The 15,892-nt window shown below is 60.2% G+C and carries 16 protein-coding genes; 5 read left to right on the forward strand and 11 right to left on the reverse strand.

Annotation, left to right across the window (positions count from 1 at the left end):
* Positions 1-64 precede the first annotated feature (64 nt).
* The 3 genes from ACW9JE_RS05085 to ACW9JE_RS05095 form a co-directional block, all read right to left on the reverse strand.
* Positions 65-943: a carboxylate/amino acid/amine transporter gene (locus ACW9JE_RS05085; RefSeq protein ID WP_224538103.1), complete on the reverse strand. Its 879-nt coding sequence runs from the start codon at positions 941-943 to the stop codon at positions 65-67.
* A gap of 344 nt (positions 944-1,287) precedes the next feature.
* On the reverse strand, positions 1,288-1,887 hold the full coding sequence (locus tag ACW9JE_RS05090; RefSeq protein ID WP_224538101.1) for an FMN-dependent NADH-azoreductase: 600 nt from the start codon (positions 1,885-1,887) through the stop codon (positions 1,288-1,290).
* 150 nt (positions 1,888-2,037) lie between these two features.
* The gene (locus ACW9JE_RS05095; protein ID WP_224538099.1) at positions 2,038-2,352 is read right to left on the reverse strand and encodes a 3-phosphoglycerate kinase; all 315 of its coding nucleotides are present in this window, start codon (positions 2,350-2,352) and stop codon (positions 2,038-2,040) included.
* 50 nt (positions 2,353-2,402) lie between these two features.
* Between ACW9JE_RS05095 and ACW9JE_RS05100 the strand changes: the two genes are divergently transcribed.
* From ACW9JE_RS05100 to ACW9JE_RS05115, 4 genes are all read left to right on the forward strand, one after another.
* Positions 2,403-3,326 (forward strand): LysR family transcriptional regulator, encoded by a 924-nt coding sequence (locus tag ACW9JE_RS05100; protein WP_224538097.1) that lies wholly within the window; start codon positions 2,403-2,405, stop codon positions 3,324-3,326.
* Positions 3,327-3,340: 14 nt separating this feature from the next.
* A complete protein-coding gene (locus ACW9JE_RS05105) occupies positions 3,341-4,156 on the forward strand; it encodes an alpha/beta fold hydrolase (RefSeq protein WP_457432148.1) in 816 nt (271 codons plus the stop codon).
* Positions 4,150-4,707, forward strand: coding sequence for a peptidylprolyl isomerase (locus ACW9JE_RS05110; protein WP_110964429.1), 558 nt, complete (start codon positions 4,150-4,152; stop codon positions 4,705-4,707). The genes ACW9JE_RS05105 and ACW9JE_RS05110 overlap by 7 nt, the downstream gene beginning before the upstream one ends.
* Positions 4,708-4,800: 93 nt before the next feature.
* Positions 4,801-6,633 carry an ABC transporter ATP-binding protein gene (locus tag ACW9JE_RS05115; protein WP_457432149.1) on the forward strand — a complete coding sequence of 611 codons (1,833 nt, stop codon included), beginning with the start codon at positions 4,801-4,803 and terminating at the stop codon, positions 6,631-6,633.
* 118 nt (positions 6,634-6,751) lie between these two features.
* Here ACW9JE_RS05115 and ACW9JE_RS05120 read toward each other — a convergent pair whose 3' ends face one another.
* Positions 6,752-7,876 carry a GNAT family N-acetyltransferase gene (locus tag ACW9JE_RS05120; protein ID WP_224538092.1) on the reverse strand — a complete coding sequence of 375 codons (1,125 nt, stop codon included), beginning with the start codon at positions 7,874-7,876 and terminating at the stop codon, positions 6,752-6,754.
* Positions 7,877-8,159: 283 nt separating this feature from the next.
* On the opposite strand from ACW9JE_RS05120, the gene ACW9JE_RS05125 reads away from it, so the two are divergent.
* Positions 8,160-9,476, forward strand: coding sequence for a putative porin (locus tag ACW9JE_RS05125; RefSeq protein WP_224538090.1), 1,317 nt, complete (start codon positions 8,160-8,162; stop codon positions 9,474-9,476).
* A 186-nt stretch (positions 9,477-9,662) separates the two neighbouring features.
* Here the strand turns inward: ACW9JE_RS05125 and ACW9JE_RS05130 are convergent, their stop codons facing one another.
* The 7 genes from ACW9JE_RS05130 to ACW9JE_RS05160 form a co-directional block, all read right to left on the reverse strand.
* Positions 9,663-10,703 carry an AI-2E family transporter gene (locus tag ACW9JE_RS05130; protein WP_224538088.1) on the reverse strand — a complete coding sequence of 347 codons (1,041 nt, stop codon included), beginning with the start codon at positions 10,701-10,703 and terminating at the stop codon, positions 9,663-9,665.
* A 135-nt stretch (positions 10,704-10,838) separates the two neighbouring features.
* On the reverse strand, positions 10,839-11,645 hold the full coding sequence (locus ACW9JE_RS05135) for a DUF4892 domain-containing protein (protein WP_224538086.1): 807 nt from the start codon (positions 11,643-11,645) through the stop codon (positions 10,839-10,841).
* 8 nt (positions 11,646-11,653) lie between these two features.
* Positions 11,654-11,782: a hypothetical protein gene (locus tag ACW9JE_RS05140; RefSeq protein ID WP_457432150.1), complete on the reverse strand. Its 129-nt coding sequence runs from the start codon at positions 11,780-11,782 to the stop codon at positions 11,654-11,656.
* Positions 11,783-11,832: 50 nt separating this feature from the next.
* Positions 11,833-12,687, reverse strand: coding sequence for an alpha/beta hydrolase (locus tag ACW9JE_RS05145; protein ID WP_224538084.1), 855 nt, complete (start codon positions 12,685-12,687; stop codon positions 11,833-11,835).
* Positions 12,684-13,487 (reverse strand): alpha/beta fold hydrolase, encoded by an 804-nt coding sequence (locus tag ACW9JE_RS05150; RefSeq protein WP_224538083.1) that lies wholly within the window; start codon positions 13,485-13,487, stop codon positions 12,684-12,686. Before ACW9JE_RS05150 ends, ACW9JE_RS05145 begins: the two co-directional genes overlap by 4 nt.
* 117 nt (positions 13,488-13,604) lie before the next feature.
* Entirely contained in the window at positions 13,605-14,048 is a 444-nt protein-coding gene (locus ACW9JE_RS05155) for a hotdog fold thioesterase (protein ID WP_224538080.1), read from the reverse strand.
* 31 nt (positions 14,049-14,079) lie between these two features.
* On the reverse strand, positions 14,080-15,735 hold the full coding sequence (locus tag ACW9JE_RS05160) for an AMP-binding protein (protein WP_457432151.1): 1,656 nt from the start codon (positions 15,733-15,735) through the stop codon (positions 14,080-14,082).
* Positions 15,736-15,892 lie beyond the last annotated feature (157 nt).

Raw genomic sequence — 15,892 nt, forward strand, 5'->3', positions numbered from 1 at the left:
TACGAAACGGTGATGAGACTAGGTTATGTGACGGCCCCGCTTTGCGGGGCCTCCTTGTTTCTGGCTACCGCGATTTGTCGTACGCATCCTCGCCTTTACGCACACCCAACCTACTGATCCACACCGCCAGCAAAATAACCGACCCGCCCAGCACCAGCCGCCCCAATTCCTCATGCTGATTCCAGATCAGCAGGTTCATCAGCAACCCCACCGGCACGTGCAGGTTGTTCATCACCGCCAGCGTCCCGCCATTGACCATGCACGCGCCCTTGTTCCACCAATAGAGCCCCAATGCCGTCGAGACCAGACCGAGAAACAGCAGCACGCCCCATTGCAGCGGTGCTTCGGGCAAAAAGTTCTGTTTGCCGAACAGCAGGAACGCCGGCAGCGCCACCGCCAGAGCCCCCAGATAGAAGTAGCCGAAGCGCCGGTAATGCGGCAGGTCGCTGGGGTGGCGTGCCACCAGGTGTTTGTACAGCACCTGGCCGGCGGCGTAGGTGAAGTTGGCCAGTTGCAGCAGCAGGAAGCCCATGAAGAAGTCAGGGTTGATGCGGTCGAAGCGAATCACCGCCGCCCCACCGACGGCCACCAGCGCGGCGACCAAGGCCCAGGGATTGAAGCGGCGGTTGAGCGCGTCTTCGATCAGGGTCACGTGCAACGGGGTGAGGATGGTGAACAGGAGCACTTCAGGTACCGTCAGCACGCGGAAGCTCAGGTACAGGCAGACGTAGGTCACGCCGAACTGCAACGCACCGATCAGCAGCATTCCGCGCATGAAGGCCGGTTCCACCGAGCGCCAGCGCGTCAACGGGATGAACACCAGTCCGGCCAGCAGCACACGCACCAGCACCGCGAAGTAACTGTCGACATGACCGGCCAGGTATTCGCCGATCAAACTGAAGGAAAACGCCTGGATCAGCGTGACAAAAAGTAGATAGCCCATGCTCGCCTCGTTTTGAATGGCGGCGACGATAGCGGGTTTTGTCCGTTACCGCGAACCCTGTGCCATCACACACACCTTGTAGGAGCCGAGCTTGCTCGCGATGGCGGTGGGTCAGTTGCATTGATGCTGGCTGACACTGTGCTATCGCGAGCAAGCTCGGCTCCTACAGGGGTCTTTGGAGTGAACAAAATCGTGGGCAAAAAAAAGCCCGATCTCGCTAAAGCGTTCAATCGGGCAAGAGCACTCAGGAGCAATAAGTGCAAAGGGAGATTCGATGCGCGTACAGCCTTGAAGGGTTGCGCCAGGTCACTAGACCATCCGGTGATTATCTGGCGATTAACGGGTCAGGCCACCTGGGAAAGCTTGGCGTTCGCCTGGTTCAGGCCCTTCTCCTGGAAGTCGCCGCCCAGGTTCATGCCCTCGGCGTGGATGAACGTCACGTCGTGGATACCGATGAAGCCCATGACCTGGCGCAGGTAAGGTTCCTGATGATCCGCGGTGCTGCCGGCGTAGATCCCGCCGCGAGCAGTCAGGACGTAGGCGCGCTTGCCGCTGAGCAGGCCCTGGGGACCGGTTTCGGTGTACTTGAAGGTCACGCCGGCACGCAGCACGTGGTCGAGCCAGGCCTTGAGGGTGCTCGGGATGGCGAAGTTGTACATGGGAGCTGCCATCACCAGTACGTCGGCGGCCAGCAGTTCATCGGTCAGGTGGTTGGAGCGTTCCAGCGAAGCCTGTTCGATGTCGTTGCGCTGATCGGCGGGCTTCATCCAGCCGCCCAACAGGTTGACGTCCAGGTGCGGCACCGGGTTGACGGCCAGGTCACGAACGGTGATCTCGTCCTTCGGGTGCGCGGCTTTCCACTGATTGATGAACGTCTGGGTCAGTTGACGGGAAACCGAGTCTTGCTGGCGGGCACTGCTTTCGATGATCAGAACGCGGGACATGGCTTGTAGGCTCCATCTGAGAATGTTGTAAGTCGATGGAGTGAAGGTTAAACAGTGTCGTATCGATGAAAAAGCGTAAATAACTGCTATAACCAATCGATAAATTCGTTTATAAGCGGAGCATGGCTGGCGAGCCTGCTCCGCTGAAGGTCATTGCGGCTTGCAGGTCATGCTGATGTACAGCTTGATGATCTTGCGATTGAACTTGGCGGAAAGGTCGGCGCTTTTACCGGCAGCCAGATTGACTCTGCGGGTCTTCGGCGACTCGGGACCGTTGCGAAACACCACCGCGCAGTCGGCAGCGGTCTCACCGTAGTTGTTCAGGGTGATCGAGCCCATGTCGTAATCGGTGGCGTAAGTGGTGTAGTCGACCTTCAGGCCATTGAGTTCTTTTTGCACGTCGATCGGGTAAGCGAAAGCAGTCAGCGGCAACATCGCCAGCAACACAGAACAGAATTTTTTCATGCAGCAGTCTCCAATAAGAACTGCGCAGCTTAGGACAACAGGAGCTCATCATGAAAGCGCCCCGCGTGACCCTTGATCAATGGCGAACGCTTCAGGCCGTGGTCGACCACGGTGGTTTCGCCCAGGCCGCCGAGGCACTGCACCGCTCGCAATCGTCGGTCAGCTACACCGTGGCGCGCATGCAGGATCAGCTCGGCGTGCCGCTGCTGCGCATCGACGGACGCAAGGCAGTGCTGACCGAAGCCGGTGGCGTGCTGTTGCGCCGCTCCCGGCAACTGGTGAAACAGGCCAGTCAGCTGGAAGACCTGGCCCATCACATGGAGCAAGGCTGGGAGGCCGAAGTGCGACTGGTGGTGGACGCGGCCTACCCCAGCGCCCGCCTCGTCCGCGCCCTGACCGCTTTCATGCCGCAGAGTCGTGGCTGCCGGGTCCGTCTGCGTGAAGAGGTGCTGTCGGGTGTGGAGGAAGTCCTGCTCGAAGGTGTGGCTGACCTGGCCATCAGCGGCTTCAGCATTCCCGGTTACCTGGGCGCGGAATTGAGCGATGTCGAATTCGTCGCGGTGGCCCACCCGGAACACCCGCTGCACCGACTCAATCGCGAGCTGAATTTCCAGGATCTCGAAAGCCAGTTGCAGGTGGTGATCCGCGACTCCGGGCGCCAGCAACCGCGGGACGTCGGCTGGCTCGGCGCCGAACAGCGCTGGACCGTCGGCAGCCTGGCCACCGCCGCTACTTTCGTCGGCAGCGGCCTGGGTTTCGCCTGGTTGCCAAGACACATGATCGAACGAGAACTCAGGGAAGGTACGCTCAAGCTGCTACCGTTGGATCAGGGCGGCAGCCGTAACCCGAGTTTTTACCTGTACTCGAACAAGGACAAACCGCTGGGGCCGGCCACGCAGATTCTCATCGAACTGCTGCGCACCTTCGACACCGCGCCGCTGGACGCACCCTTCGCCGCCCCTGAACAAGCCTGACACGGAGTGTATGCATGGCCTATTTCGAACACGAAGGTTGCAACCTGCACTATGAGGAATACGGCCACGGCACGCCGCTGCTGCTGGTCCACGGCTTGGGGTCGAGCACCCTGGACTGGGAAAAACAGATCCCCGCGCTGGCGGCTCGTTATCGGGTGATCGTGCCCGATGTGCGCGGCCACGGGCGCTCCGACAAACCCCACGAGCGCTACAGCATCGCCGGTTTCAGCGCCGATCTGGTGGCGCTGATCGAGCACCTGAACCTCGGCCCGACCCATTACGTGGGCCTGTCCATGGGCGGCATGATTGGTTTCCAGTTGGGCGTTGACCAACCGCAACTGCTCAAGAGCCTGTGCATCGTCAACAGCGCGCCGGAGGTCAAGCTGCGCAGCCGCGACGATTACTGGCAGTGGTTCAAGCGCTGGAGCCTGATGCGCGCGCTCAGTCTGCGCACCATCGGCAAAGCCTTGGGTGGCAAATTGTTCCCCAAGCCGGAGCAGGCCCAATTGCGACAAAAAATGGCCGAGCGCTGGGCAAAAAACGACAAACGTGCTTATCTCGCCAGCTTCGATGCCATCGTAGGCTGGGGTGTTCAGGAACGACTGTCGAAGGTGTCCTGTCCAACCCTCATCGTCAGCGCCGACCATGACTACACGCCGGTCTCGCTGAAAGAGAATTACGTAAAGCTGCTGCCCGATGCGCGGCTGGTGGTGATCGCCGATTCGCGTCACGCCACCCCGTTGGATCAGCCCGAACGCTTCAACCAGACACTGCTCGAGTTCCTCACCGCAGTCGATACCACTCCAATCAGGATCCCTGACCCATGCTGAAAAAAATCGCCCTCGCCGCCGGCTCCGTACTGTTTGCCGCCAACCTGATGGCGGCAACGCCTGCCAAGGCGCCGCATGTTCTGCTGGAAACCACCAACGGCCAGATCGAAATCGAACTGGACCCGGTCAAGGCGCCGATCAGTACCAAGAACTTCCTTGATTACGTGGACAGCGGCTTCTACAACAACACGATTTTCCACCGCGTGATTCCGGGCTTCATGGTCCAGGGCGGCGGTTTCACCCAGACCATGCAGCAAAAAGACACCAAGGCGCCGATCAAGAACGAACACAGCAATGGCCTGGTCAACGTTCGCGGCACCCTGTCGATGGCCCGTACCTCGGTACCGGACTCGGCCACCAGCCAGTTCTTCATCAACGTCAAGGACAACGATTTCCTCGACCAGGGCGACGGCTATGCCGTGTTCGGCAAAGTGGTCAAGGGCATGGACGTGGTCGACATCATCGTCAATTCGCCAACCACCGTGCGCAACGGCATGAAGGACGTTCCGGCTGACCCGGTGTTCATCAAGTCGGCCAAGCGCATCGACTGAGACTAAGCTGGACAAGGATGTCCGAGCCGTTGCCGGTCCTGCCGGCAACGCTCAAACCGTTAAAAGGAGTGCCCGCTCGCGGGTGGAAAACCGATGCTTTATCGCCGTTTTGAAAAGCTGATCGATATCTTTCGCGACGCCCCGAGCGCCGCGCCGCCCAACCGGGTCCTGCCCTTCTACACCTATTACCTCAAACAGGTCTGGCCGAGTTTCGCAGCCCTGTTGGTGGTGGGCCTGATCGGCGCGCTGATCGAAGTCGCGTTGTTCAGCTATCTGAGCCGCATCATCGACCTGGCCCAGGGCACACCCAATGCTGACTTCTTCAAGGAACACGGTCTTGAACTGGCCTGGATGGTGGTGGTTGCACTGATCCTGCGGCCGGTGTTCGTCGGCCTGCATGACCTGCTGGTGCACCAGACCTTAAGCCCCAGCATGACCAGCATGATCCTCTGGCAAAACCACAGTTACGTGCTCAAACAGAGCCTGAATTTTTTCCAGAACGACTTCGCCGGGCGCATCGCCCAACGCATCATGCAAACCGGCAATTCCCTGCGCGACTCGGCCGTTCAGGCAGTCGATGCGCTGTGGCATGTGCTGATCTACGCCATCAGCGCACTGGTGCTCTTCGCCGAGGCCGACTGGCGTCTGATGATTCCGCTGCTGACCTGGATCGCCGGCTTCATCGGCTCGCTCTATTACTTCGTGCCACGGGTCAAGGATCGTTCGGTGAGGTCCTCCGATGCACGCTCCAAACTCATGGGGCGGATCGTCGATGGCTACACCAACATCACCACTCTGAAGCTGTTCGCCCACACCAATTACGAACAGCAATACGCCCGCGAGGCGATCAAGGAACAAACTGAAAAAGCCCAGATGGCCGGCCGTGTCGTGACCAGCATGGACGTGGTCATCACCAGCCTGAATGGCCTGTTGATCGTCTGCACTACCGGGTTGGCCTTGTGGTTGTGGACGCAATCGCTGATCAGCGTGGGCGCCATCGCCTTGGCTACGGGGCTGGTTATTCGCATCGTCAACATGTCGGGCTGGATCATGTGGGTGGTCACCGGCATCTTCGAAAACATCGGCATGGTGCAGGACGGTTTGCAGACCATCTCGCAACCGGTCAGCGTCACCGACCGCGACCAGGCCAAACCGTTGGCCGTGGGCCGGGGTGAAGTGCGTTTCGAGCATGTGGACTTCCACTACGGCAAGCACAGCGGGGTCATCGGCGATCTCAACCTGACCATCCGGCCCGGCGAGAAAATCGGCCTGATCGGCCCGTCCGGCGCCGGCAAATCGACGCTGGTGAATCTGTTGCTGAGGCTCTATGACGTGGAAAGCGGGCGCATCCTCATCGATGGCCAAAACATCGCCGATGTCAGCCAGGAAAGCCTGCGCGAACGCATCGGCATGATCACTCAGGATACGTCGCTGCTGCACCGGTCGATCCGAGACAACCTGCTTTACGGCAAACCCGATGCTACCGATGCCGAGTTGTGGGAGGCGGTTTGCAAGGCGCGGGCCGATGGTTTCATTCCGACTCTGTCGGACGCCGAAGGCCGCATGGGCTTCGATGCCCATGTCGGCGAGCGCGGGGTGAAGCTCTCCGGTGGTCAGCGCCAGCGGATCGCCATCGCCCGCGTGCTGCTCAAGGACGCACCGATCCTGATCATGGACGAAGCCACATCGGCACTGGATTCGGAAGTTGAGGCAGCGATTCAGGAAAGCCTGGAGGCGTTGATGCAGGGCAAGACCGTGATCGCCATCGCCCACCGGCTCTCGACCATTGCCCGGATGGATCGGTTGGTGGTGCTGGAAAACGGCAAGATCGCCGAGACCGGCAGCCACGCCGAACTGCTCGCGTTGGGCGGGCTGTATGCGCGGTTGTGGCAGCACCAGACCGGCGGATTCGTCGGAATCGACTGAGATCCGCCCCCCCTGTAGGAGCGAGCACGCTCGCGATGAACGCCCAGACACCGCGGGCATTCAGACAGCCAGCGTTATCGTTGACGACCATCGCGAGCATGCTCGCTCCTACAGGGTTTCAAGCTTGGCGATAAGGCAACGCCGCCCTCGCCTCTTCCGCATACGCCATCACCCCCACCCGCTCCTGATTCAGGAAGTCCTTCACCGCCGCCTTCAACCCCGGATGGCGCAGGTAGTGCCAGGAATGGGTGATCACCGGTTCAAATCCGCGAATCAATTTATGCTCGCCCTGTGCTCCGGCGTCGAAGCGCTGGAAACCATTGGCGATCGCATAGTCCATGCCTTGATAGAAGCAGGTCTCGAAGTGCAGGCGATCGAACTCCGCCAGACATCCCCAATACCGACCGTAAAAACTGTCACTGCCCACCAGACTGAATGCCATCGCCACCGGACGTGAGCCTTGTTTGGCCAGCACCACGCGGATCGACTGAGGCATGCGCTCGGCCAACAGGCTGAAAAATTCCCGCGTCAGGTAAGGCCTTTGGCGACGCACCGCGTAGGTATTGGCATAGCAGGCGTAGACAAAATCCCACTGCACCTGGGTCAGTTGCCGCCCTTCCAACCATTCGAATTCAAAACCCTGCCCCGCCACTTGCTCGCGCTCCTTGCGCATCTGCTTGCGTTTGCGCGAGCTCAAGACATCGAGAAAATCCTGAAAATCCCGGTAACCACGGTTCTGCCAGTGGTACTGACAGCCGATGCGCTGCAGCCAACCCGGTTGCTCGGCCAAGGCGGCATCTGTGAATGGGTCGGTGAAATTGATGTGGGCGCTGGAGAGCTGTTCGATCTCCAGATACCCCGGCAGGCTTTTCAGCAGTTCGTAACCGTCCTCGACACTGGCGGCCAGCAGACGTGGTCCGCTGACCGGGCTGAACGGCACGGCACTGAGGAATTTGGGGTAGTAATCGATCCCGGCGCGTTCACAGGCATCGGCCCAAGCGTGGTCGAACACGTACTCGCCGTAGGAATGCCATTTGCGGTAACCGGGCAATGCGGCGATCAGACGATCGCCTTCGACATGCAGCAAATGCTCGGCTTGCCAGCCGCTATGAGGCCCCACGCTGCCGCTCTCCTCCAGCGCACTCAGAAAGGCGTGACTCAGAAACGGCTGGTCCTCGGGCACCAGTGCATCCCAGGTTTCAGGTGCAACCTCGGACAGGCTTTGCAGGCGTTGCAACGGCATCACCATCCTCACTCATTCATGGCGTGAAAGCCCGGCGAGTATCGCCCATCGCCATTCATTGCACACCCAGTAATCCACGACAACGCTCTAGCTCAATAGTTCGAAAGGACTTTGTATCGTCATTGACATGCCATCACATTGCCACCGCTCTGTAATAAACCATCGCGATACTGGCGCCTGTTTTTAGAGCGCCGGGTTATACCCGGTCACTGTTTTCCGTCCATCAATGGTCGGTTGTGCCCTGGATGGCCCAAGCCATCCACTCTCATCTTCGGAGATTGATATGCGTCTTGCTTCCACGAAAACTGCGGCGGCCCTGTGTGGCGGCCTGCTGTTGGCCATGAGTATTCCGGCCAACGCCGCAGTCGACGCCAAACTGCTCGACATGCTCAAGGCTAACGGCTCGATTACCAACGCGCAGTACAGCGAACTGCAAGCCGAACTGGCGCGGGATCAGAAGGAACAGCAAATCGCCCGTCAGGCTCAGCAAGAGACTAACGAGCAAATCGCAGCAACTGCGAAGAAAACCAATGAGCTGAGCACTTTCGACCAGAAACTCGCCTGGGCTGCCAAGACCCAATTCAAGGGCGACGTGCGTTTCCGTCAGGAAAACGTTCACAACGATGGCGTTTCCAACAACAAGGACCAGGACCGTCAGCGCATTCGTGCCCGCCTGGGTGCCTACACCGAAATCAACCCGCAGGTTGATACCGGTATCCGTATCGCCACCGGCAACAACGATGACCCGCGTTCCACCAACCAGAGCCTGGACAACTACTTCGACAAGAAGCAGATCTGGCTGGATCAGGGTTACGTCGACTACCACCCCGACGCGATCAAGAACCTGCACATCGTTGGCGGCAAGATGCCTCAGCAATGGGTGAGCATGGGCGACATCATCTGGGATAGCGACATCAGCCCGGAAGGTCTGTCCGTTTCCTACAAGTACCCATTGAGCGGCAGCACCGAGCTTTTCGGCAGCGCCGGTCACTACACCCTCAAGGACAACGTCGACGGCGACGGCGTGCAGTTCAAGCACGACCTGCGTCTGTACGCCGGTCAGTTGGGCGCGCGCTTTGCGATCACCGACAACCTGAAAATGACTTTGGGCGGCAGCGTCTACGGTTACGACAACGATGACGACATCACCCCGGTTGCCGGCGTGATCCCAGGTCAACTGGCCATCAACGGCAACAGCCCGAACGAACAGTTCAAGCTGTACGAAGGCTTCGGTCAGCTCGACGTCGGCGGCCTGCCGCTGCCGCTGTCGTTCTACGGTCAGTACGTGAACAACAAAGACGCCAGCAACGATCAGGACACTGCCTGGCTGTTCGGTGTGAAAACCAAGGTTTACGGCTTCGGCGTGGACTACAACTATCGTGACGTGCAGCGTAACTCGGTGGTGGGTGCCTTCACCGACTCCGACTTCGCCAACGGCTTCACCGGTTCGCGCGGCAGCAAGTTGAAAGTCAGCTACGAGCTGGACAAGAACTTCACCCTGGGTGCGACCTACTTCATGGCGGATTCCGACTACACCAACGCCACACTCAGGGACTCGAAAATCGACACCCTGCAACTGGATGCCGAAGCGAAGTTCTAAACAAGCAGCAAGAGGCAGCGGCAAACTTCAAGCTGCAAGTTGAAGAGTCACGCGCACAACTTGCGGTTTGCGGCTCAGAGCTGCTTCTGTACAGCCTCGCGTTGATCTGACGGTCCCCATCATCCGTCCGACAGATCAACGCGAGGCTGTTTTTTTCTCCCCGCGATACTTCCCCGATCAAGGGTCTCAGACGCGCGCCTGACTCTTGCTCCAGTCGGTCAACAGGCTGTACGCCACCGCCAGCAATGTCGGCCCGATGAACAGGCCGATGAAACCAAACGCAATCAGCCCGCCGAACACTCCCAGCAGCACGATCACCAACGGCAGATTCCCGCCACGGCTGATCAGGTAAGGCTTGAGCACGTTGTCCACGCCACTGATGATGAAGGTGCCCCAGATGCCGAGGAAAATCGCCATCCCGTAATCACCTTTCCAGGCCAGCCAGGCCGTGGCCGGAATCCACACCAGTGGTGGGCCCATGGGAATCAGGCTGAGCAGGAAGGTCACGATGCCGAGCACCAAAGCTCCCGGTACGCCGGCAATCAGGAATCCGATCAACGCCAGAATCGCCTGGGCGGCAGCCGTACCGATCACACCGTTCACCACCCGCTGCACCGTGCCCGCCACCAGCTCGATGTAATAGCCGGCGCGATCACCGATTAGGCGCTCCAGCAGGCTGTGGACGAAAGCTGCCAGCCGCGGCCCGTCGCGATAGAAAAAGAATACGAAGACAATGCTCAGCGTCAGCTCGAGCACGCCGCCACCAATCTGCGCACTGCGCGCCAGCAGCCAGTTACCGACTTGCCCGAAATAGGGTTTGAGCGAGACCATCATGGCCGCACCCTGCTGGTCGATGCTGTTCCAGATTTCCACCAGGCGCCCGCCTACCAGCGGAATGCCGCCCAGCCATGAGGGAGCTTCCGGCAGGCCATCCATCTGCACATCCTTGATGAACGCCGTGGCATCACGCACATGATCGGCCAGGTTGAATCCCAGCCAGACCAGAGGCGCCGCCACCAACACCATCCAGCCCACGGTCAACAGCGCAGCGGCCAGTGATTCGCGGCCATTGAGCCAGCGGGTCAGCAGGACCATCAGCGGCCAACTGGCGAACGCCAGCACCGCGCCCCAGAACAACGCCGACCAGAACGGCGCCATCACCCAGACACTCGCCCCGAACAGCACCAACAGCAGAATCTGCACCAGCATTCGATCGTTATTGATCATCCATGCCTCTATAAAGATGGCCCCTGGAAAGATGGCCCTGAAAAAAGTGTCCTGAAAGAAGGACCTGAAGAAGCGGGAGAGAATTCCGTCCGCAAAAGAATAGGCGAACGCGCGGAACGCGTTCGCCTTTTGAGCTTATCGCAGCAGCTGAACGTGCAGGCCAGAGCCTTCGACGCTACCGGTTTCCATCCGCGCCGCACGCACGCCCTGCCCGATCAGCGCCTGGCGCCAGGCTTCGGCATTCGGTCCGGAAATACTGACCCGCAAGGTGGCGTCAAGGTTCAGACCACGGGAAATCAGGCGTAGCCAGTTTTCATCCGATGCGTCGGTGAGTGTGGGGAAGTCCAGTTCGCCGGTGCTTTTGAGTTCACGCAGCAACGTGGCGGAGGTGGGTCGCAAATCGCCCAAAGGGGCCGCGGCCTCGAACTGTTCGACATGCAGATAGGCTTTGCGATTGCCACGAGTGATGCTGTAGAGCGCCACCAGGGTGTTGTCCTTCGGCGCCGCCAGCCGCAACAACAGGTAAGCCTGTTCGTTATCGGAGCCGTAGAGCTTGGCGTTACCGAACACCTCGTTGGCCCACAGGCTGCTCTCGCCACAGTCGCGAGCCTGGCACCAGAACAGCAACTGCGCGTCCTGCTTCTGCAAGGCTTCGCGGGCGGCGGTGAAGGCGTCGAGGGCGGAATGTTCCGGCGGCAGCTCGTAGGTCACCGCCGTGGCGTTGCCCCGGGCGTTGACCTGGCCGTCGAAACGCAACTGGCCGCTGATCTTGCGGATCGAACCGAGGGGATAGATTCGCTCCAGTTCCACCGCCGGGCGATAGTCGACGATCTGTGCATCGACCATGCGCGGGACGATCGGCAGATCCTGACTGCCCGGAACATCGGCGGCAAACGACAAGGAACTGAAACCGAGCAGGGCCAGCAGACTGAGAGTTCGCATAGGCAGACTCACCGGATCAGCATGGCTTGGAAACGCTTGACGGCAGTCGCGTCATCGAGAAAGCGCCCCCGGCAGGGCAGGCACGCAATTGAAGCCTTTTGGTCATTCGGCGGCGCAACGGTGAATAGATCCATCATGGTTGTCTCCCATTTCAACCCGCCCAGCCTCGGCAGTTGCCCCGCGCAAGTCAAGGAACGGCGAAGAACCGATTGAAACAGTCTGCGACAAGATCGGCGCCGTGTTCGTCATTCAAGTGCAAATGATGGCCGCCTGGCAGCTGCTCACGGCTAAAGGGTAGACGCTCCAGCAACTCGAGATGTTTGGCGAGCATGCCGTCTGCCGCGACCACCAGTTTGGCCGGGCAAGCGATGCGCTGGACGAAAGCCATGGCCTGCTCGGTGGTCAGACGCAGAGGCGATGGCAGGGTCAGACGGTTGTCGGTACGCCAGGTGTAACCGCCGGGCACCGGCATCAAGCCACGCTGCGCCAGCAGTTCGGCGGCTTCGCGACTGACCGCCACCAGGCCTTTCATTCTGGCCTCGATAGCCCGATCCAGGGTGTTGTAGACCGGCTTGCGCTTGTCCCGCAGATCCAGTTGCGCCTGTAAGGCCATGCCCATGCGTTCCGCGGCATTTTCGCCTTTGTCTGTAGGAGGAATCACTCCATCGATCAACGCCAGATGGGTGACACGCTCGGGAAACGAGCCGGCGATGATCAGCGAGGCAATCGCCCCCATGGAGTGCCCCAACAGCGCAAATCGCTTGAGCCCCAGCTGTTCGGCGACTTGCAGCACATCGTGAGCGTAATCCCACATGGCATAGCCGGCACCGACCGGGCGATGCCCCGAGTGACCGTGACCGGCCATGTCCAGGGCAATGATGCGCAGGCCTTTGAGCTTCGGCGCCAGCCGGGCGAAGCTGTTGGCGTTGTCCAGCCAGCCATGCAGGGCGATCACCGGCAAACCGTCTTCGGGGCCGAACAGGTGGGCGGCCAGTTCGATATGCGGCAGGCTCAGGCGGACTTCTTCGACGACATGACTCATGCGCAATCCTGTTGGCGACCGCCCCAGCGGCTGAACAGCTTCTTCAGCATCTCGGCCGTGTCCTGTGGGCGTTCGAGGGGAAACATATGGCCGCCGGGCATGGACAGGGATTCGCCCTGTGGCAGGCGCCCCACTCCACTTGCGTGATGACGCATCACCACCCGGCTCTTGTGTCCGCGCACCACCGCCAGCGGTACTTTCAACTGTCTTGTGCGTCCTGGGCTGGTGTGGGGCACGCCACGGTAGATGCTGATTTCCGTGGCCGGATCGAAGCGCAGGCGCAGCTTGTCACCGACCTGCTGCAAACCGTGCTGCAGGTAGGCATCGAAACAGTCCGGATCGAAGCTGCGAAACAGGGTCTTGCCGGCGAAATAACGACGGGCGCTGTCGAGATCGGCGAACTCTTCGCGCCTGCCCAGCGTACGGCCAGCCGGGGTCAATTTATCGATGAATCCGAAGCGCTTGGCCGCGCGGATAACCCATTGATCGGCGCGGGTCAGTACCGGCGAATCGAGCATGACCACCCCGCGATAAAGCTCTGGGCAACGCAGTGCCGCATGCAGGTGCAGTACGCCACCGAATGAATGACCGACGCCCCACACCGGCTGCGCTTGCTGGCGCAAATGGTGAATCAGCTCATCCACCAGGTTGTACCAGTTGTCGTCCGCCGGAAAGCGCGGGTCATGGGCATGTTGCTCCAGATGCGTCACCTGATACTCGGGCGCCAGCGCCGCGAACAATTTGCCATAGGTGCCCGAGGGGAAACCGTTGGCGTGGGCGAAAAATATCTGTTGCGACATAACCGGCAAATCCATAGCGAGAACAGGCGTTGATTGTCGGCAAGACCACGCCTTGCGGCAATGACCGTAACTGACAGGAATAATGACAGTCCCGCCATGGTGATAAGGGCTGCTCGCTTAGCGCGCCGGCGGATTCTCGCCCAGCGGCACCACCGCCATGGTCAGACGCGATACGCAACTGGCCTTGCCCTCATCGCTGGTCAGGCGAATGTCCCAGACGTGGGTGGTGCGGCCAATGTGAATCGGTTTGGCCACCGCCGTCACACGGCCGCTGCGCAGACCGCGCAAATGGTTGGCGTTGATTTCCAGGCCCACGCAGTAAAACTTGCTGGCGTCGATGCACAGGTAGCTGGCCATGGAGCCGACGCTTTCAGCCAGCACCACCGACGCGCCGCCATGCAGAAGGCCGTAAGGTTGATGGGTGCGGTGGTCGATGACCATGCTCGCGGTCAGAGACTCGTCATCGAAGGATTCGAAGCGAATATCCAGTACTTCGCCGATGGTGTTTTTCTGGATCGCGTTCAACTGTTCGATGTTGGGAGTGGTACGCCACAGGCTCATCGCGGATTTCCTTGTTGGTTTTGTTCGTGGCTCAATCCTGCCACAGCACCGCTTCGTTGCGCTCGCTCCATTCTTCGAAGCGCGCTCCGTAGGTGGCTTCGATCACGTTGCGTTTGATTTTCAGCGTGGGTGTGAGAAAACCGTTTTCCACGGCCCAGCTGTCCTTGACCACCACCAGCTGGCGCAGGCGCTCATGTTTGTCGAGGGCGGTATTGACCTCCTCCAGCAGCTTTTCCAGGCTTGAATGCAGCCCGGCCCGCGCCTCCTGCTGCCCCACCGCCGACAGCACACACAAGCCCAGCGGTGCGCTCAAGCCATCCCCCACGACGCACACCTGTTCGATGCGCGAATGCACCGCCAGGCGATTCTCGATGGGCGCCGGGGCCACGTACTTGCCTTTGCTGGTCTTGAAGATTTCCTTCAAACGCCCGGTCAGGCGCAGATTTCCTTCGGCGTCCTCCTCACCTTTGTCTCCGGTACGCAGGAAGCCATCCGGGGTGATGGTCTCAGCGGTTTTCTGCGGTTCCTTGAAATAGCCGAGCATGGTCGCACCGCTGCGCACCAGGACTTCGCCGGACTCGTCGATCCGCACCTCGACTTCCGGGCAAGGCTTGCCGATCCAGCCGGATTTGTACTGGCCCGCCAGGCAGATATGCGAATAGCCGCAGCTTTCGGTCATGCCGTAGACCTCCAGCACGTCCAGCCCGAGCTTGCGATACCACATCAGCAAACTCAGCGGCACCGGCGCCGCGCCGGACAAGGCCACGCGTAAGGCATCCAGTCCCAGCCCGGCCAACACTTTGTGGCCGACGCGTTTGCCGATGATCGGCAGGCTCAGGAGGAAATCGAGGCGTTTTTCCGGAATCTTGCTGTACACGCCCATCTGGAACTTCGTCCAGATCCGCGGCACACCGAACAATGCCGTCGGCCGTGCTCGGCGTAGATCAGTGAGAAAGGTGTCGAGGCTTTCGGCAAAGAATACGGTCTGTCCGGTATAAATCGCCGCCAGTTCGACGAACATCCGCTCGGCGACGTGGCACAGCGGCAGGTAGGAAAGTAGCCGGTCCGACTCGTTCAGACCGAACAATTGCGTGCCGCGGGAGGTGGCGAACCCCAGGTTGCCGAAGCTGTGCATCACCCCTTTGGGCATGCCAGTGGTGCCGGAGGTGTAGATGATGGTCGCCAACTGATCGGCGTGAGGCTTGGGATCGTCCTGGATGGGCGTACTGCGTTGCAGGTCGTCCCAGCTGAAATCGAATTCACCGGCTGGATGCAGAGGCAGACTGATGGTCAGCAGATCCGGGCTGACCCCACGGGACATGCCCGGCCAGTCATCGAGCTTGCCGATGAAGGCCAGCGCCGCTTCCGAGTGATCCAGCACCTGGGCCACGGACTCGGCCGTGAGGTTCGGGTACAGCGGCACCGAAACGTGCCCCGCCATCCAGATCGCCAGGTCGGCGATGATCCAGTGGGCGCAGTTTTTCGAGATCAGGGCGATATGGCTGCCTTGGGGCAATTCGCGGGACCGCAACCAGTGCGCCGCACAGCGGGCCTGATGGCCGACGTCGGCCCAGGTCAGAGTATCGACCTGGCCACCACCGATGGGCTGGACCATGAAGCGTTGACGGGGGTGTCGGGCTTCACGCTCGTAGAACACGTCCAGCGGCAAACGAAAAGCAGCAGACATGCGACTCGCTCCTTTGTTTTTGTTGTGGAGCAAGCGTAGTCAACCAAGCAAGTGCTTGGTTGATAATTTCAGAGAATTTTTTCAGCCATTAAACAATCACCCACCCCCTGTAGGAGCGAGGCTTGCCCGCGAAGAGGCTTTCGAAATCGCCAAAAGC

The organism is Pseudomonas sp. SDO55104_S430 (genome assembly GCF_054070595.1).